We start from the raw sequence: 17632 nt of genomic DNA, 5'->3' as shown, positions 1-17632 counted from the left end.
GGTTATACGGAGGGGGCCGTGCGCCTCCTCGCGCTCCAAGTCCAGGACTTCCGAAACCTCCCCCAGGTCCAGCTCTCGCCCAGCCCCCACGCCACGATTGCGGTGGGGCAGAACGGGCAGGGCAAGACGAACCTGCTGGAGGCGCTCTACTTCCTGGCCACCCTGAAGCCGCTGCGCGCGGGCCGCCTGTCGGAGCTGGTGCGCTGGGGCTCGCAGGGCGCGCGCGTGACGGGCCGCTTCCTCCTCAAGGGAGCGGAGCGTGAAATCTCCGTCGAGGTCGGCGGCGGCACGCGCCAGGCCTTCGTGGACGGGAAGAAGGCGGCCAGCCTGGAGGAGTACTTCGGCGGCGTCTCCGTGGTGGCCTTCACGCCGGATGACCTCGAGGTCGTGAAGGGCGGCCCGGACTCGCGCCGCGCCTTCCTGGACCGCGCGGTGTTCAACCGCTTCCCGGCCTTCCTCCGCGAGAGCCGCGAGTACGCGCGCGCGCTGAAGAACCGCAACCGCCTCCTGCGCGAGGGCCACACCGTGGAGGCCGCCTACCTGGAGGCCTACGACGAGACGCTGGCGAAGGCCGGCGCGCGCATCTACGCGCGGCGGCGGGCGCTGATGGCGGAACTGGCACCGCGCGCGCAGGCGACGTTCGCCTCCATCGGCCGCACGGTGGACCCGGCCACGTATGGCTACCACCCGGCACACCTGGGCGGCGACTTCCCCACGGCGGACGAGGCCGCCCTCGCGGTGGCGCTGCGCGAGTCGCTCAACGAGCGCCTCCGCCGCGATTTGGACCGGGGCTTCACGTCGGTGGGGCCGCACTCGGACGACGTGTCGGTGACGCTGGGCGGGCGCAGCGCGCGGGCGTACGCGAGCCAGGGACAGCAGCGGGCGCTGGTGCTCGGCTGGAAGATTGCCGAAATCGAGAACCTGGAGGCCGCGATGGGCTTCCTGCCGCTGCTCCTGCTGGACGACGTGTCGAGCGAGCTGGACCCGGAGCGCAACGCCTACCTGATGAACTACCTGGCGAAGAGCGGCGCGCAGGTGTTCCTCACCACCACGGACGGCTCGTTGGTGCGCGCCGCCGCGGCGGAGGACACGCTCTGGCTCTCCGTCCACGGGGGGCAGGTGGCGGTGCACGACACCGCCGAGCCTCCCGTCGGCTGAAGCCTCACGGCACCATGCGCCGCCGCTGCCAGGGCCAGTGCATGTGGAAGCGCCGCGCCTGGGAGTGGGCCTTGGCCTCCTCGGGCCCCACGTGCTCGAAGAAGGGGAAGCGGAACTCCGCCCACAGCACGCCGTAGGCCACGGCGAAGAGGAACGCGCCCAGCGCCAGCCACCAGGGCACCCCCGTGGCCATGGCCACGCCGCTCAGCACGAGCAGGACCACGGACATGCCCAGCGACACCTCGCGCAGCCGCTTCGACTCGCTGAAGGCCAGGCCCATGGACACCAGCGAGAGGGCGAGCATCACCCACGCCAACCAGTACGACGTGCGCGCGTAGAGGTTGGCGATTCCGAGGAGGAAGAGACCAAAGCCGAATACCGCGAGTCCGCCATCCATCGTGTCCTCCTTGCCCGGAGCATTCCTCCAGGAGGGAGAGGGCGGGAGACGGTTCGTCCCCTCGCACGCCTCCGCATTCTCATTCCGGGTCCTGGAGGGAAGATGCGAACCGGCACGGACATGGGGGACTCCCCTGGGCGGGCTGGACGTCGCGACCGACCGGGGGCCTGGCGGACGGCGCGAGCACGGGAATGCGAACGAGGTGTGACAGTGGACGTTTGTTCACGCGGAAAACCTTGCAGGCAGGCCCTCGCTGACGCATGACTCACCGAGCACAGGGCCGGGAGCACGTCACGAAGAACGGTGCCATGCGGTGGAGTCTGCTACTCGTGCTGGTCGCGCCCCTGGTGGGCTGCCACCGCGTGAGCTTCGAGGACTCGGTCCTCACCAAGCCCGCCGTGCGCTACCGCGTGGGCAAGCTGCCGGACGCGTGGCACCGCGTGTGGCTGGAGGGCAACGACCTGGCCTTCGCCGAGGAGGGCACCGGCCGCGCGCTCTCCGTCAACGCCACCTGCGAGGGGCATGACGACCCGCCCCTGCCGGTGCTCACCCGCCACCTGCTCGCGGGCTTCACGGAGCGGCAGGAGGTGTCCTCGAAGCTCGTCCCCATGGCGGGGCGCGAGGCCCTGCGCAGCCGCTACCTCGCGAAGCTGGACGGGGTGCCGGTGCAATTGGAGCTGGTGGTGCTGAAGAAGGACAACTGCGTGTTCGACTTCTCCTACGTGTCCCCGCCGGGGCTGGCCGAGGAGCGACTGGCGGACTTCGAGACGCTGATGGCCGGCTTCGAGTCGGAGCGTCCGAAATGACGCCCGAGGTGGAGGCCGGCGCCGCCGCACCGCCGGAGGAGGAGGGGCTCGTCGCACGGGCGAAGGTGCGCCTGGCGTCGCTGGGCTCGCTGGCGCTGATGACGGGCCAGGTCTTCAGCCGCGCGGTGCGCCCGCCGTACGACTGGAAGACGCTCGTCTACCATACCGAGTCGCTCGGGGTGCGCTCGCTGCCGATTGCGCTGCTCACGGCGACGTTCGCCGGGCTCGTCATCTCATTGCAATTCGGTTACTTCCTGGGACGCTTCGGCGTGCAGTACACGGTGGGGCGCGTGGTGGTGCTCACGCTGTTCCGCGAGCTGGCGCCGGTGCTCACCGCGCTCACGGTGGGGGCGCGCATCGGCAGCGGCATGGCGGCGGAGCTGGGCGCCATGACGGTGACGGAGCAGGTGGATGCCATCCGCGCGCTGGGGGCGGACCCGCTGCGCAAGCTGGTGGTGCCGCGCGTGCTGGCGTGCCTGCTGGTGATGCCGGTGCTCACCGTGTTCGCGGACGTCGTCGGCCTCGTGGGCGGCGCGGTGGTGGTGAAGCTGCAGTACGCACTGCCGATGGATTTGTTCTTCCAGGGCGCGCTGGACGCGGTGTTGTTGGAGGACTTCGTCTCCGGCGTGTTCAAGGGCGCGGTGTTCGGCGTCATCATCGGGCTGGTGGGCTGCTTCAAGGGGCTCACCGTGGAGGGCGGCACGGAGGGCGTGGGCCGCGCCACCACGCAGACGGTGGCGGTGACGTCCGTCGCGGTGTGCCTCGCGGACTTCTTCATCACCAAGCTGACGCTGTACCTGTGAGGCCCCATGCGACCTTCCCGCCGCCAGGAGCCTTCCACCTTCGAGTTCCACAAGCCCACGCCGGGTGAGCAGCTCATCCACTTCGAGCACCTGACGAAGACGTTCGGTCCCAAGCGCGTCTACGACGACGTGGAACTGGACGTGCGCGCGGGAGAGACGCTGGTGGTGATGGGCGGCTCGGGCACGGGCAAGAGCGTGCTGCTCAAGTGCCTCATCGGCCTGTTGCGGCCGGACTCGGGGCGCATCCTGTTCCAGGGGCATGACCTGGCGCGCTTCACGGAGGAGGACTTCATCCCGGTGCGTCGGCACGTGGCCATGGTGTTCCAGGGGGCGGCGCTCTTCGACTCGCTGACGGTGGGGGAGAACGTGGCGTACCCGCTGCGCGAGCACTTCCCGGAGATGTCCGAGGACGAGCTGCGCGAGCGCGTGGCCCGGAAACTGGCGCTCGTGAATCTGCCGGGCACGGAGCACCTGATGCCGTCGGATTTGTCGGGCGGCATGAAGAAGCGCGTGGGGCTGGCGCGAGCCATCGCCACGGACGCGGAGGTCATCCTGTGGGACGAGCCCACCACGGGACTGGACCCGGTGACGACGCAGTCCATCAATGAATTGATCAACTCGATGAAGACGAAGCTCGGAGTGACCTCCATCGTCGTGACGCATGACATGGTGAGTGCCTTGTCGGTGGGAGACCGGCTGGCGATGCTGGCCAACCGGCGCATCGTGCAGGTGGGCACGCGGGAGGAAATCCGGCGCTCGAAGGTGCCGGAGGTGCGCGCCTTCCTGGATGCGCGCCGCGCGGAGCTCGTCCCTGGAGGTGCGTCATGAGCCTGTTTCCTTCCGCCTCGGGTGAGCGCCGGCTGGCGCTGCGCGCGGGGCTCTTCGTGGCCATGGGCCTGGCGGTGACGGGCGTGGTGGTGTTCTTCATCGGCCAGGAGTCGCGCCTCTTCGAGCGGCAGGCCACGTACCGTGCGTACTTCACCAACGTGCAGGGGCTGGGTGAGGAGTCGCCGGTGTGGATTGGCGGCCTGAAGGTGGGGAAGGTGACAGGCATCACCTTCTCCCAGGACCCGGATGACGCGCGGCTGGAGGTGCACCTCAAGGTGTCGCGGAAGTACACGGACCGCATCCGCGAGGACTCGGTGGCGGTGCTGTCGAGCATGGGCGTGCTGGGGGACAAGGCGGTGGACATCTCGCTGGGCAGTCCCACGGCGCCGCTGGTGGAGCCGGGCGGGGTGCTGAAGTCGTCGGCGGGAGGGGACATCTCCGCGCTGCTGAATGGGGCGGGGCAGGTGATGGAGAACTCGATTGCCATCAGCAAGTCGCTGCGCGACGCGGTGGATGCGTATGCCGACCCGGCGCTGGCAAAGGACGTGGCGCGGGGCATGGCGTCGCTGCGGGGGCTGCTGGAGGAGGTGGAGAAGGGCGACGGCGTGCTGCACGCGCTCATCTACGACAAGAGCGCGGGGCGCGAGGTGCGCACGCTGATGGCGAATGCGTCCCAGGCGGCGCAGCGGATGGACGGCGCGATGGGGCACGTGGAGGCGCTCCTGCGCGAGGTGCGCGCGGGAGACGGCACGGCGCACCAGCTCATCTACGGTGAGGATGGGGCGAAGGCGCTGAGTGAATTGGGTGAGGCGGCGGGGCAGCTCGCGGGGCTCATCGAGGACGCGAAGAAGAGCCCGAACGGGGCGGTGCACCAGCTGGTGTACGGCGATGCGCGGGGGATGTTCGCGGACCTGGGGAGCGCGGCGGCGAACCTGAAGACGATTACGGCGACGGTGGCGAAGGGGGATGGCACGGTGGGCGGGCTCATCAGCGACCCGACCGTCTACGAGGATTTGCGCGAGGTGCTGGGCAACGTGAAGCGCAACCGCATCCTCCGCGCGTTGGTGCGCTTCTCCGTGAGCAACCGCGAGGACCTGGAGAAGATTGGCGAGCCCCAGAAGGTGGAGAAGCCCGTGGCGGAGAAGCCGGCGGTGCCCGCGGAGAAGCCGGCGGCGGTAGCGCCCGTGGAACCGGCTCCGGCGGCGGCTCCAGTGCAGCCGGCGGTGCCTCCGTCGCCATAGCCGCTCGCGCGGGCCAGGGCCAGGCAGCGGGGCAGGCGCACGCTCCGCGAGGCGCCGTTGCCATGATGGGAGGCTCGGTCCGTATCAGGGATGAACGCGCCACCCTTCCCGTGATACCGAACTGACCGTGCCTCGCTCCCGGCTCGCCGTCGCCCTCCAGCCGTATCCCCTCCGTCGCCAGCTCGAGGAGGCGGACTGTGGACCCGCCTGTCTGGAGATGATTTCCGCGTACCACGGCGCCCGGCACGAGCTGTCCTCGCTGAAGGACCTCGCCCACGTCCAGACGAGCGGCACCTCCATGGTGGACCTGCTCACCACCGCCCAGAAGGTCGGGTTCCAGGCCCGAGGCTTCCACGTGGAGGACTTCTCCGACCTCGATGACGAGGAAGGCCAGGCCCTGCTCCCCGGCATCATCCACTGGGAGGAGAACCACTACGTCGTCCTCTACAAGCTGACGCCGAAGGAGGCCATCATCGGCGACCCCGCGCTGGGCCTGCGCCGCATCCCCCGCGCGCGGCTCGGCGACCACTGGAACGGCATCCTCCTGTCGCTCCAGCCCACCGACGCCATCTTCCGCCCGCTGGAAGTCCCCGGCGCGCCGGAAGCCTCCCACCGCCTCGGCGGCCTGAGGCGCTTCGGCCGGGGCCTCTTGCGCTACCGCCTGCTGCTCTTCCAGGTGCTCCTCACCACGGTGCTCCTCCAGGCCCTCGCGCTCGCGCAGCCCTTCCTCATCCAGGGGCTCGTGGACAAGGCGGTGGGCGGCCGCAACGTGACGCTGCTCGCCGCCGTGGGCGTGGGCCTGGCCGTGCTGCTCGTGGCGCAGGTGCTGGTATCGGTGGCGCGCGGCGCGGGCCTCTTCCTCCTGTCCAGCGGCTACTCGGTGCTGCTGCTGGCGCAGTTCTGGAAACGCCTTCTGTCCCTGCCCGTGTCCTTCTTCGCGCGGCGCCACCGGGGTGATTTGCTCCAGCGCATCGAGGACCACCAGCGCATCCGCCGCATCCTCCAGGGCGCGTCCGTCTCCGTGCTGCTCGACCTGGTGATGCTCGTGGGCTACGGCGTGGTGCTCTTCCTGTACGACGCCACCGTCTTCGGCATCTTCCTCACGGGCGCGACGGTGTACACGGTGTGGACGCTGCTGCTGATGCCCCGGCGCACGGTGCTGGACCACCAGCGCTTCCGCGCGGCCGCGGATGCCAGCCGCCTGGAGATGCAGATGCTCGGCGGCATCCAGACGCTCAAGGCGTGCGGCGCCGAGCGCCAGGCCCGCGCCCGCTGGGAGAAAATCCAGGCGCGCGAGGTGGAGGCCGGTCGCCGCATCTGGCTGCACGACACCATCCACAACTCCGGTGCGCAGTTCGTCAACCAGGGCGTGTACGCGGGCATCCTCGTCTACGAGGCGCACCTGGTGCTCGCCGGCCAGCTCACGCTCGGACAGATGGTGGCCACGCTCGCCATCCTCGGCCTCGTGCTGGCGCCGATGCAGAACCTGGTCATGTTCATCCACCAGGTGCAGGACGTGTTCATCTCCCTGCGCCGCGTGGACATCGTCTACGACGCCGAGCCCGAGCTGCGCGACGACACCGTGCCCGTCACGGGCGCACTCACGCAGGCGCCCGAGCTGAAGCTGGAGGGCGTCACCTTCCGCTATGGCTCGCCCAATGACCCGCCCGTCCTGGACGACGTGAGCTTCACGATTCCCGCCGGGAAGATGACGGCGATTGTCGGCCGCTCCGGCGCCGGCAAGACGACGCTCACCCAGGTGCTCTACGGCCTGTACCGCGCGGAGCAGGGCCGCGTCCTCTACGACGGCAGGCCGATTGAGTCCTTCGACCCCACGGCCCTGCGCCGCTCGGTGTCCTTCGTGTTCCAGAAGACGGACGTCTTCGACGGCACGCTCGCGGAGAACATCGCCCTGGGCGACGACACTCCAGATTGGGAACGCCTGGAGCACGCCGCGCGCACCGCGTGCCTGGACGCGCTGCTCGCGCTGCCCAACGGGCTGAAGACGAAGATTGGCGAGGCCGGCATGCGGCTGTCCGGCGGCGAGGAGCAGCGCCTGCAACTGGCGCGCGCCATCTACCGCAATCCGCGTGTGCTCTTCCTCGACGAGGCGACCAGTCACCTCGACGCGGAGCTGGAGCGCGCGATTACGGAGGCACTCCAGCGCGAGGCCGCGGGCCGCACCCTCGTGGTGGTGGCCCACCGCCTGTCCACCGTGCGCCGCGCGGACAAGATTGTCGTCCTCGACAAGGGCCGCGTGGTGGAAGAGGGCACCCACGACGAGCTGGTGGCCATTCCGGGCGGGCGCTACCGCACGCTCGTCGAGAACCAGATGGAGCAGAGCTGAGCCATGACGCCTCCCAAGCCCCTGCCTCCCGACGACCTGGACGCCGACCCCGCCCTCACCGACGAGCTGCGCGCGGTGATGCACCCGCGCCCGTACCGCGCGCTGGCCTTCACCGTGGCGCTGGTGGTGGTGCTCGGTGCGCTGGCGTGGATGGCCTCGCGCACCGTGCTCGCCGCGCTCTGGCGGTAGTCGCTACGCCCGCCGCGCGTGCTTCGCGAGCGCGCGCGTGAAGTGGCCGGCGATGTCGGTGCCGCCGCTCGCGTCGAAGCCGAGGAACATGGCGGAGCCGTTCATCTCCAGGAACTTGAGCACGCCGTCCTGCCCGCGCTTCAAGTCCAACCCCGTCCACCGCAGGCCGAGCACCTCGCACCCCTTCACGCAGTCGCGGGCCACCTCGGGCGGCAACTCGAACGGCTCCAGGCGCTCCTCGTTCTGACGGAAGTCGAGCGCGGAGGTGACGATGCGCAGGCTGGCGATGATTTCCCCGTCCAGCACGTACACGCGGATGTCCTCCCCGGGCAGCAATTCCTGGAAGGTGACGGGGGCGGCGGACAGCGCGGCGAGCCGCTCGTCGGTGAGGTCTTCCGGCAGCAACTCTTGGGTGGCGGCGCCGCCGGTGATGGGCTTGTAGGCCACGCGCCCTCCCGCGGCGAAGCGGCGCACGGCCTCCGCGTCATTGGTCCACAGCGTGCGGGGCACCGGCAGGCCCGCGGCCTTGAGTGCGGCGAGCTGCACCGGCTTGTTCATCGTCCAGTCGCTGGAGACGGGATTGTAGAGCGGCACGCCGAGCTGCTCCCACCGGGCCACGAGCCCGTTGAGCATCGTGGCCTTCTCGCGGAAGGCGGTGAGCGTGGTGCGCCAGTCCTCGTCCATGGCCTCCTGCGCGTCCACCAGATAGGCCAGGGGGCTGCTGTGCAGGCCGCGCACGTAGACGGCGGCGGGCCGGCCCACGGTGCGCCCGTCGACGGTGATGCCCGCCAGGTCATCCGTGAGGGACACCGTCGTCTCGTCAGGGAAGGCCAGCGTGTCCACGATGACGGCGTCCACACCCTCCACGCCCAGCCGGCGCGCCACTTCCTTGATGTGGATGTCCTCGCGGGAGCCCACGAGCACCACCGTCCCAGTCTCTGTCTTCATGGTGCCTGTGCACCCTCCCACCGCGGGTTGTTCCCACGCCGCACCTCCCATACGGACGCGGGAGGCATGACGGGTCAGCCCGGGTGCGTACCTCGCGGCCCGCCACCGTGCCAGCGGTGCGTCACGCCTCGCCGCCGGTGTCCTTCTCCTCGCCCACCATCATCGTGGTGACCTGGGAGTCGCGGGGTGTCGCGGCCGGCGGGGGCACGCTCCGGATGGGAACGAGGTCCCGGACGAACAGCACCCGGGGCCGTTTCTGGGGTTGGGGTTCGCTCATGGTTCCACCCCGCAAGGTGGGACTGGCGAGCACCCGGCGCCAGGGGCTGGACCTACCCCACGGCAGGCAGGCGGGCAGTCCCCCGTATGCGGCACTGCCCCGCAAAAAACAAAACGGCGAGCCCCCAGGTGGGAGCCCGCCGTTCATGTCAGGGACTGAAGCTGTCCCCGGCCGGGATTACTTCCCCAGGCGGTACGAGGTCCACATGCTGTTCATGCGGCTGTTCTGGCCCGCGCTGAAGTTGTTCATGCAGGAGTCGTAGCTGTAGTCCATGAAGTTGGTGATGGGGTCCACGCCGCCACCCGAGCAGGTGTCACGGCCGGAGGGGCAGCCGGAGGCCGGCGAGGCCTCGGGCGCGGTGTCGCTCACGCTGTCGCCGGGGCTGGCGCAGCCGCCCTGGAACGTGTGGTACAGGCCCATCCAGTGACCGACCTCGTGGGTGCCGGTGTCGCCCTGGTTGTAGTTGGTGGCGGTGCCGCCGGGCAGCGAGGTCTGGAGGACGACCACGCCGTCCATCTTCGGGGCGCTGGCGTAGCTCCAGGGGAAGGTCGCCCAGCCGAGCAGGCCGCCGCCCATGTTGTTGGTGTAGAAGTTCAGGTCGTCCGCGGTGCCCTTGCGCAGGGCGTTCTTCATCTGCGTCTCGCAGCTGCCGCCCGTACAGGTGTACCAGGTGCCGTTGTTCGTGGTGTCCGTACCCGCCAGGGTGAAGGTGAAGCCGGCGGACCCGTACGCGGCGTTGAGGACGGAAATCTGGTTGTTGATCTGCGTGGCCGTCACGCCACCGGCGCCCGTCGCGCTGCGGATGACGTGGAAGTAGACGGGGATGTTCACCGCCATCGCCTGCACGTTGCCCTTCATCGCCTGGCGGGCCTTGATGGCCTCGAAGCGCGCCTCGATTTCGGCCACGGACTGCGCGTCGAAGTCAGGGTTACCGCAGCGGTCGAGGAGGGCCGCCTCCTGCGTGTCCGTCGGGGCCTGATTCATCTCCGACTCGTCCACCGGACCACAGCCGACCATGGCAGCAACGGCACCGAACGTCACAGCGGCCTTACCGAAAATCGAGCGCATGCGTGCATCCTCGCGGGGGTTGAGAGCGACGGCGCTTTGTATATGAAACTGTGAATTATTACAATGCACGCAATAAACGTTAATATTCGGTTCACGGGTAGTCGGGGTTGGCTCGATATGGGGCGTTTGCCACCCAGTGCCGAATCGCACGCGAGCGTCTAGGCTCCCGCTCCTTCGAGGAGACGACGTGAAGGCCCCACTCCCGCTGATGCTGTGCGTTGCGTTGTTGTTGGCGGTGCAAGCGAATGCTGCGCCGCGGCGTCTGGTATTGCTGCTCACCGGAGACAACCAGGGTGAGATTGCGCCATGTGGGTGCAAGCAGGAGCCCCAGGGCGGACTGGCGCGACGGAAGACCGCGGTGGATGCGGAGAAGGCGCGCGGCCTGCCGGTGGTGCTGCTGGACGCGGGTAACGCGCTGTTCCGCAAGCCGGTGCGTCAAGACGAGCCGCTGGTGACCCAGCGCGCGGAGCTGGTGCTGGAGCAGATGGAGGCGCTGGGCACCACGGCCATGGCGGTGGGTCACCGCGACCTGTCCCAGGGGCTGGGGTGGCTGCGGAAGGCCGCGCAGGGACCGAAGAAGAAGATGAAGCTCTTGTCCGCGAACCTGGTGGACAAGGCCGGCAAGGCGCCCTTCGCGGCGTCCACGGTGGTGGAGGCCGGGGGCCTGAAGGTGGGCGTGGTGGGTGTGTCACCCGAGGGCGCGCCGCCGGGAGAGCCCACGCTGAAGGGGCGCCCGCCGCTGGAGGCGGCCATGGCCGAGGCGCGCCGGCTGCGCCAGAAGAGCAAGGTGGACGTGGTGGTGGTGCTCGCGGCGGTGCCGTACCAGGAGGCCGTGAAGCTGGCCATCCTCGCCGGGGACGCGGTGGACTTCGTGGTGGAGTCGCATGAGGCCAAGGGCATTGGCATCGGCGAGCTGGTGGGCACCCACGCCGCCGTGTTCCCCTCGGGGGAGCTGGGGCGGCAGCTGACGCGGCTGGAGCTGAACGTGGACGGGCCGGGCCCTTCCGTGGACCTGGGCTCGGGGACGCGGGCGCGCCAGCAGCTGGTCGTGGTGGAGGGCAACCTCCTGAAGGCGCACGAGCGTCTGGCCGCCACCCGCGACGAGCCGACGCGCGCCGACCTCAGCCGCACCATCGTCGAGCTGGAGGGCCGCATGCGGCAGCTGGAGACGGAAGTCGATGTGAAGGCGCCCGCCGGTGGGCGCGCGCACCAGCTCTCCTACCTCACGCTGGGCCTGTCGGTGGCGGATGACGCGGCGGTGAAGCAGAAGGTGGAGCAGCTCGAGCCGCCCGGCGCGGCCAGCGCCACGCACTGACGCGGGCCGTTCGTCCGGCTTCGTACGCGGCACCAACGCCGGGGCGCTCCACCGCGCTCCGGCGTCGTTGTTTCCGGTGACTTCGCCGGGGGCCTGCGGTCCAATCCGCCGCCATGCAAGCGCTCGCCCTTCGTGAGGACCGTTTCCTGGATGTGCTCCGGCGGCTCATCGCCCTGACGCCGAAGCTGCAGAACAATCCCAGCGGGGGCATGGTGCCCGAGGAGCGGCTGGCCGCGCAGGTGGTGCTGGACACGCTCGCCCCACATATAAAGTCCGGCTTCATCCAGGTCGAGTCGCTCGCGGCCCCCGGCAACGAGGCGCGGCCCTGCCTGGTGCTCACCGTGAAGGGCACGGGCGAGGGCACGCTGGGCTTCGTGGGGGCGCACTTCGACGTCGTGCCCGCGGACGAGAAGGGCGAGGGCTGGGAGCACAGCCCCTTCGCGCTGTGGGAGGGGCCCGGTGGCGTGCTCTACGGGCGCGGTGTCACCGACTGCCTCGGCCACGTGGCGGTGATAACCGATTTGCTCGCGCAGCTCGCCGAGCGCAACGTGCGCCCGAGCCGGACGCTGAAGGTGGTGTTCATCTCCAACGAGGAGTCCACGGACCTGCCGGGCCTGGGCCTGGGCTACGTGGCGCAGCAGGGGCGGCTGAAGGACCTGCTCGGGCAGCCGGTGTACTGGCTGGACAGCGCCAACTTCGGCCCCAACGTGGGCACCGGCGGCAACGCCATCTGGGAGCTGAAGGTGACGGGCGTGGGTGGGCACTCGGGCATGCCGCAGAACTGCGTCAACGCGCTGGAGCTGGCCATGGCCACGTCGCTGGAGCTGGCCCGCTGGTTCCACGCGCGCTACCCCGCCACCGAGGACGAGAGGAAGTGGGGCTTCCTGGCCTCGTCCAGCCTCAAGGCCACCGTGGTGGAGGGCGCCAACACCAAGGAGACGAAGATTCCCGCCGACATCACCCTGCGCGGCGACATCCGCGTGACGCCCTTCTATGACTTGAAGGAGGTGATGCAGTCGGTGGAGGCCTTCGTGCGGGATTTGGACGCCCGGCTCGAGCGTGACGAAGTCCTTCCCGGCTTCCCGCGCACGCGCACGGCGGCGGGCAAGCGCGGCTCGCTGGCATTCCGCTTCCAGGGCAACGGCACGGAGGGCATCGCCTGCCGGCTGGATTCGCCGGGGCTCCAGGCGCTGAAGGACGCGATTCAGCACGTGCGCGGCGTGGCGCCGACGCCGTTCTCCCTCACCGGCTCGCTGCCGCTCGTGCGCGACCTGCAGCGCCAGGGGTGCGACGTGCAGATAACGGGCTTCGGGGACATGGCGTACTACCACGCACCCAACGAGCAGGCCCGGCTGGAGGACTTCCGGCAGGGCTTCACCATCCTCCGCGAGCTGCTCGTGCGGCTGTGAGTCGCCGGGCATAACGGCTCCCTCGCACCGCAAGCACGGCGGGTGCTCGGGCACCTGCCCCGCGAGCCAGGACCCGCGTCGCTCCCGCCACATCGGGCTCACATGGACGTGGACAGCGGCCCCGGGGCTGGCCAGATTCAGGGCCGCGCCTTCGCGGTATCCATCAGGGGCCCTCGCGGACTCCGGGCGCGCCAGGAGCGGTGACACCGTGAGAGACCTGCTGATGATTCCGGGGCCGGTGGAGTTCGAGCCGGAAGTGCTCCAGGCGCTGGCGGCGCCCACGCTCGGCCACACGGACCCGGCCTTCATCTCCCTCTTCGGCCGGGCGCTGAAGCGGCTGCGCGAGGTGTGTCTCGCCCCCGGCGCGCAGCCCTTCGTGGTGGCCGGCTCCGGTACGCTGGCCATGGAGCTGGCGGGCGCCAACCTGGTGGAGCCGGGCGACCGCGCGCTCGTGGTGAACACCGGCTACTTCAGTGACCGGATGGCGAAAATCCTGGAGCGGCACGGCGCGCAGGTGACGCACGCGCGCGCGGCCCCGGGCGAGTCCCCCTCCGCGGACGAGGTGGAGACGCACCTGTCGCGCGGCGGCTTCAAGGTGATGACCGTCACCCACGTGGACACCTCCACCGGAGTCCTGGCGCCCGTGGAGGCGCTGGTGCGCGCCGGGCGCAAGCACGGGGTTCTGGTGGTGGTGGACGGCGTGTGCGCCACCGCGGGCGAGTCCTTCCACCAGGACGCGTGGGGCGCGGACGTGTACCTCACCGCCAGTCAGAAGGCGGTGGGCGTGCCGCCGGGGCTGGCGCTGCTCACCGTGGGGCCGCGTGCGATGGAGGCCTGGCGCAAGCGCAAGACGCCGGTGGCCAGCGTCTATTCGGACTGGGCGGAGTGGCTCCCCATCATGGAGGCGTACGAGGGAGGCAAGCCGGCCTACTTCGCGACGCCGCCCGTCAACCTCGTCTGCGCGCTGGACGTGAGCCTCGGGCAGATTCTCGCCGAGGGCATGGAGGCGCGTTTCGCCCGGCACCAGCGCATGGCGCGCGCCTTCCGCGCGGCGTGGAAGGCCCTGGGCCTGCGCATGCTGCCCACGTCCGAGGCCATCACCGCCAACACCCTGAGCGCCGTGTACTACCCGGACGGCGTGGACGCGGCGCTGGTGGGGCGGGTGAAGGGCCAGGGCATCGTCATCGCCGGCGGCCTGCACCCGGAATTGAAGACGCGCTACTTCCGCGTGGGCCACATGAACCGCGTCGGCCCCACGGACGTGCTGGCCGCGGTCGGCGCGGTGGAGCGGGCGCTGCTCGCCGCCGGCCACCGCTCCGAGCCCGGCGCCGCCGTGGCCGCCGCCCAGGCCTCCCTCGTCGCGGGCTGAGCCCCGAGGCCCCCTGAGGGCCTCCGAGGGTTTCCGGCGCCCTGGAAGATTCCGCGCATAGCTGACCTGGACGGTGGCTCCTCCCTTCAGGAGCCGTGACGGTCCAGGATTCCACGGGCGCGGAATAATGATTCGACTCCAACGTAAAAATATGAGAAGGTTGCCATCCCGGAAGTGGGGGGAGTCGGGTCAGCCCGGAAGTACCTGCCAGATACGCCGGCGGTGTGTTTCCGAGACAGACCTGGAAGGTCCCCTCGGGGGAGAGACCATGCACGTGGGCACGGAAGCGAGCAGCAGTGGAGCAGCCTGGGAGCTGGAGCTGCGACGCCTTGCGGCAAGCGAGGAGGACTCGGCCCGCGGGATGTTCTTCCAGGGCACGCTGGACGTGGTCGGCTTCCTGGGTGGGGAGGGCGCCGTGGCCCGGTGCAAGGGCGTGGCGGGCATCTGGGAAATCAACCCCGTGCACATGTACCCCATCAGCCGCTACCTGCGGATGACGTCCACGGCGGCGCGCCTGCTGGCGCCACAACTGGACGGCTTCGAGGGCGTGCTGAAGCGCATTGGCACGCAGGCCACGGTGGACTTCCTGTCCTCCATGTTCGGCAGGGACCTGATGCAGACGGCGGGCGGCAGTCCGCGCAAGCTGCTGCAGTCGCTGGGCGACGCGTACCGCGCGGCGGTGAGCTACGGCGACCGCTACCCGCTGTGGACGGGCGACAAGAGCGCGCGCTTCATCATGCGGCGCGACTTCATGCCCGCCGCGTACCACGAGGGCGTGCTCCAGGGCGTGCTCGAGGCCGTCGGCGCGCACGACGTGCGGGTGTACGGACGTCAGGTGGCGCTGCTGGACAGTGAGTACGAGCTGTCCTGGAAGTGAAGTCAGGCCGCTCGCCCTGCAACACGGGGAGCAGGCCCAGGCACTCGCGTCCCCTCCCGGCGACCTCCAGGCCTTCGCACCGGACACATGCGCATCTTGCGGTGACCCCACCTGGGTCCGTCCGGATGTCCGCCTTGGCCTACCTCGACCCGAACCGCTTCCGTCGCCTGCTGCTGCGCTCCGTGGTGCTGCCCGCGGTGCTGGGGGCGCTGCTGGCGGGACTGCTCTTCTGGGAGGTGCGCCAGCTCCTCCAGGCGGACGAGTCGGCGGACCGTTCCGACGCGGTGCTCGCGCAGGCCGTCCACGTGCGCCAGCTCCTCATCGACCGGGAGACGGGCCTTCGCGGCTTCCTCCTCACGGGAGACGCCAGATTCCTCGAGCCCTACGACACCGCGGGAGCGCGCCTCCCCGAGGCCCTGAGCCAGTTGGAGTCGCTCGTGTCGGAGTCGCCGGACCAGCGGGCCCGACTGGGAGCGCTGCACCGGCGCCGGGCGGACTGGGAGGCCTTCGCCGACGACGAGCTGCGGAGCTTCAGGAATGGTGGGAGCTGGCAGAAGCGGGTCGTCGAGGGAGAGGGCAAGCGTCGCATGGACGGCATGCGCCGGCTCCTCGACGACCTGGCCTCCGAGGAGCGAGAGCGGGCCGACCAGCACGGAGCCCTCGCCGAGCGCCAGGCGCGGCTGGTGCTGTGGGGCGGTGCTGCCTGGCTGCTCGTGCTCGGGGCCCTGCTGGCCTGGATGGGCCGGCGCCAGCTCGTCGTCCTGTCGGACGACTACGAGTCCCTGCTCGAGCAGGCCCGGGCCCAGGCCGACGCCCTGCGCGCCAGCGAGGCGCGCCTGGAGCAGCGCGTGGCCCAGCGCACCCAGGAGCTGACGGCGGCCAACCGCGAGCTGGAGTCCTTCAGCTACTCCGTCTCCCACGACCTGCGCGCCCCCCTGCGCGCGGTGGACGGCTTCAGCCAGGCGCTGCTGGAGGACGAGGGCGAGCGCATCTCCGAGGAGGGCCACGAGCACCTCCGGCGGCTGCGCGCGGCGGCCAGCCGCATGGGGCAGCTCATCGACGACCTGCTGCGCCTGTCCCGTCTGTCCCGCGCCGAGCTGCGCCAGGAGCCGGTGGACCTGAGCGCCCTGGCCCGGGACGTGGCGGAGGGGCTGAAGCGTGGCGAGCCCGGCCGCGACACGACCTTCGACATCGCCCCCGGCCTCGCGACGCGGGGGGATGCCCGGTTGCTCCGGGTCGTCCTGGAGAATCTGCTGGGCAACGCCTGGAAGTTCACCAGCCAGCGCTCCGGGGCCCGCATCGAACTTTTCGCTGAGTCGAGGGACGGGCACCCCCGTTACTGTGTCCGAGACAACGGCGTGGGTTTCGACATGGCGTACGCGAGCAAGCTCTTCTCCCCCTTCCAGCGGCTGCACCGGCCCACCGAGTTCCCCGGCACCGGCATTGGCCTTGCGACCGTGCAGCGCATCATCCACCGCCATGGCGGAGACATCACCGCGGAGGCGGTGCCGGATGGCGGGGCCACCTTCCGCTTCACCCTCGAGGAGTCGCACCCATGAATGGCTCCGAGCGCCCCATCCTCCTCGTGGAGGACAACCCGGATGACGCGGACCTGACCCTTCGGGCCTTCAAGCGCGCGGGAATCACCACCCCGGTGGACGTGGCGCGCGACGGGGTGGAGGCGCTCGACTATCTGCTCGCCCAGGGCGCCTTCGAGTCGCGCGCCGGCAAGCCGCTGCCGGTGGTGGTGCTGCTCGACTTGAAGCTGCCGCGGTTGGACGGGCACGAGGTGCTGCGCCGCATCCGCGCGGACGCGCGCACGCGGCTGTTGCCGGTGGTCGTCCTCACCTCGTCCGTGGAAGAGGTGGACCTGGTGCGCGGCTATGGCGGCGGGGCCAACAGCTACGTGCGCAAGCCGGTGAGCTACACGGAGTTCGTGGAGGCGGCGCGCCAGCTCGGCCTGTACTGGCTGGTGCTCAACCACGAGCCGCCCTCCGCGTCTCCTCCCGGGACGGCGGGATGAAGCCGTTGCGGGTGGCGGTAGGCTCGCGCTCCTACGGAGGGCTGGGGCCGTACCTGGCACGGCGTGCCGCGGAGGCCCATGGGGGCCGCGCCCGGGCGGAGCCGCGGGAGGGTGGCGGAGCGCCATTCACCCTGGAGCTGCCGTTGGAGAAGGAGGAGCGTGCGTGAGCCGGCCGTTGCTGGTGGTGGACGACGACGCGGACCTGCGCGAGGCGCTGGAAGAGGTGCTGCGCGACGCGGGCCACGAGGTGCAGGGTGCGAGCAATGGCAAGCATGCCCTGGAGGTGCTGGGCGCCATGCCCGTGCTGCCGGGGCTGGTGCTCCTGGACATGATGATGCCGGTGATGGACGGGGGCGGCTTCGCCCGCGCCATGCGCCAGGTTCCCCGGTGGCGTGACATCCCCGTGCTCGTCTTCTCCGCGTCCGCCAATGCCCGGCAGGTGGCCGAGGAGATTGGTGCGTGCGGACACCTGCGCAAGCCCGTGGACGTGGACACGCTCGTCGAGGCCGTGCGCAGGCACAAGGTGGAGTGAGTTGCCTGCCCGCACGGACAGTCTTCGTGAATTGACGCTTCCGTG

Annotated in this window: 19 protein-coding genes; 15 read left to right on the top strand and 4 right to left on the bottom strand. The window is 70.3% G+C overall.

Annotation, left to right across the window (positions count from 1 at the left end; all coding sequences use genetic code 11):
• Positions 1-18: 18 nt before the first annotated feature.
• Positions 19-1158, top strand: coding sequence for a DNA replication/repair protein RecF (gene recF / locus OV427_RS18915; RefSeq protein WP_267857522.1), 1140 nt, complete (start codon positions 19-21; stop codon positions 1156-1158).
• A 4-nt stretch (positions 1159-1162) separates the two neighbouring features.
• On the opposite strand, the gene OV427_RS18910 is transcribed toward recF, so the two are convergent.
• Positions 1163-1555, bottom strand: coding sequence for a hypothetical protein (locus OV427_RS18910; RefSeq protein ID WP_267857521.1), 393 nt, complete (start codon positions 1553-1555; stop codon positions 1163-1165).
• A gap of 308 nt (positions 1556-1863) precedes the next feature.
• On the opposite strand from OV427_RS18910, the gene OV427_RS18905 reads away from it, so the two are divergent.
• The 6 genes from OV427_RS18905 (at position 1864) to OV427_RS18880 (ending at position 7769) form a co-directional block, all read left to right on the top strand.
• Positions 1864-2361 (top strand): hypothetical protein, encoded by a 498-nt coding sequence (locus tag OV427_RS18905; protein ID WP_420718269.1) that lies wholly within the window; start codon positions 1864-1866, stop codon positions 2359-2361.
• The gene (locus tag OV427_RS18900) at positions 2358-3164 is read left to right on the top strand and encodes an MlaE family ABC transporter permease (protein ID WP_267857519.1); all 807 of its coding nucleotides are present in this window, start codon (positions 2358-2360) and stop codon (positions 3162-3164) included. The genes OV427_RS18905 and OV427_RS18900 overlap by 4 nt, the downstream gene beginning before the upstream one ends.
• Before the next feature lie 6 nt (positions 3165-3170).
• Positions 3171-3992: an ABC transporter ATP-binding protein gene (locus OV427_RS18895; protein ID WP_267857518.1), complete on the top strand. Its 822-nt coding sequence runs from the start codon at positions 3171-3173 to the stop codon at positions 3990-3992.
• On the top strand, positions 3989-5233 hold the full coding sequence (locus OV427_RS18890) for an MlaD family protein (RefSeq protein WP_267857517.1): 1245 nt from the start codon (positions 3989-3991) through the stop codon (positions 5231-5233). Before OV427_RS18895 ends, OV427_RS18890 begins: the two co-directional genes overlap by 4 nt.
• Positions 5234-5360: 127 nt before the next feature.
• The gene (locus tag OV427_RS18885; protein WP_267857516.1) at positions 5361-7580 is read left to right on the top strand and encodes a peptidase domain-containing ABC transporter; all 2220 of its coding nucleotides are present in this window, start codon (positions 5361-5363) and stop codon (positions 7578-7580) included.
• Positions 7581-7583: 3 nt separating this feature from the next.
• Positions 7584-7769: a hypothetical protein gene (locus OV427_RS18880; protein WP_267857515.1), complete on the top strand. Its 186-nt coding sequence runs from the start codon at positions 7584-7586 to the stop codon at positions 7767-7769.
• A 3-nt stretch (positions 7770-7772) separates the two neighbouring features.
• On the opposite strand, the gene OV427_RS18875 is transcribed toward OV427_RS18880, so the two are convergent.
• From OV427_RS18875 to OV427_RS18865, 3 genes are all read right to left on the bottom strand, one after another.
• The gene (locus OV427_RS18875; protein WP_267857514.1) at positions 7773-8717 is read right to left on the bottom strand and encodes an ATP-grasp domain-containing protein; all 945 of its coding nucleotides are present in this window, start codon (positions 8715-8717) and stop codon (positions 7773-7775) included.
• Positions 8718-8838: 121 nt separating this feature from the next.
• Positions 8839-8994, bottom strand: a complete 156-nt coding sequence (locus OV427_RS18870) for a hypothetical protein (RefSeq protein WP_267857513.1) — start codon at positions 8992-8994, stop codon at positions 8839-8841.
• Between the two features lie 177 nt (positions 8995-9171).
• Positions 9172-10062, bottom strand: coding sequence for a zinc metalloprotease (locus OV427_RS18865; protein WP_267857512.1), 891 nt, complete (start codon positions 10060-10062; stop codon positions 9172-9174).
• Positions 10063-10249: 187 nt separating this feature from the next.
• Here OV427_RS18865 and OV427_RS18860 point away from each other — a divergent pair, with 187 nt between their 5' ends.
• The 8 genes from OV427_RS18860 (at position 10250) to OV427_RS18825 (ending at position 17587) form a co-directional block, all read left to right on the top strand.
• Positions 10250-11377 carry a 5'-nucleotidase gene (locus OV427_RS18860; RefSeq protein ID WP_324289968.1) on the top strand — a complete coding sequence of 376 codons (1128 nt, stop codon included), beginning with the start codon at positions 10250-10252 and terminating at the stop codon, positions 11375-11377.
• Positions 11378-11490: 113 nt separating this feature from the next.
• Entirely contained in the window at positions 11491-12786 is a 1296-nt protein-coding gene (locus tag OV427_RS18855) for a M20/M25/M40 family metallo-hydrolase (protein WP_267857511.1), read from the top strand.
• A gap of 208 nt (positions 12787-12994) precedes the next feature.
• Positions 12995-14155: a pyridoxal-phosphate-dependent aminotransferase family protein gene (locus tag OV427_RS18850; protein ID WP_267857510.1), complete on the top strand. Its 1161-nt coding sequence runs from the start codon at positions 12995-12997 to the stop codon at positions 14153-14155.
• A gap of 268 nt (positions 14156-14423) precedes the next feature.
• Positions 14424-15032, top strand: a complete 609-nt coding sequence (locus tag OV427_RS18845) for a DUF2378 family protein (RefSeq protein WP_267857509.1) — start codon at positions 14424-14426, stop codon at positions 15030-15032.
• A 125-nt stretch (positions 15033-15157) separates the two neighbouring features.
• On the top strand, positions 15158-16591 hold the full coding sequence (locus OV427_RS18840) for a sensor histidine kinase (protein WP_267857508.1): 1434 nt from the start codon (positions 15158-15160) through the stop codon (positions 16589-16591).
• Entirely contained in the window at positions 16588-17055 is a 468-nt protein-coding gene (locus OV427_RS18835) for a response regulator (RefSeq protein WP_267857507.1), read from the top strand. Before OV427_RS18840 ends, OV427_RS18835 begins: the two co-directional genes overlap by 4 nt.
• Positions 17052-17222, top strand: coding sequence for a hypothetical protein (locus tag OV427_RS18830; protein ID WP_267857506.1), 171 nt, complete (start codon positions 17052-17054; stop codon positions 17220-17222). Before OV427_RS18835 ends, OV427_RS18830 begins: the two co-directional genes overlap by 4 nt.
• Positions 17219-17587 (top strand): response regulator, encoded by a 369-nt coding sequence (locus OV427_RS18825; protein WP_267857505.1) that lies wholly within the window; start codon positions 17219-17221, stop codon positions 17585-17587. Before OV427_RS18830 ends, OV427_RS18825 begins: the two co-directional genes overlap by 4 nt.
• Positions 17588-17632: the final 45 nt, after the last annotated feature.

The organism is Pyxidicoccus sp. MSG2 (assembly GCF_026626705.1).
Taxonomy (GTDB): domain Bacteria; phylum Myxococcota; class Myxococcia; order Myxococcales; family Myxococcaceae; genus Myxococcus.
The sequence above is the reverse complement of the archived record's forward strand: the minus strand, read 5'-3'. Positions and strand labels throughout refer to the sequence as shown.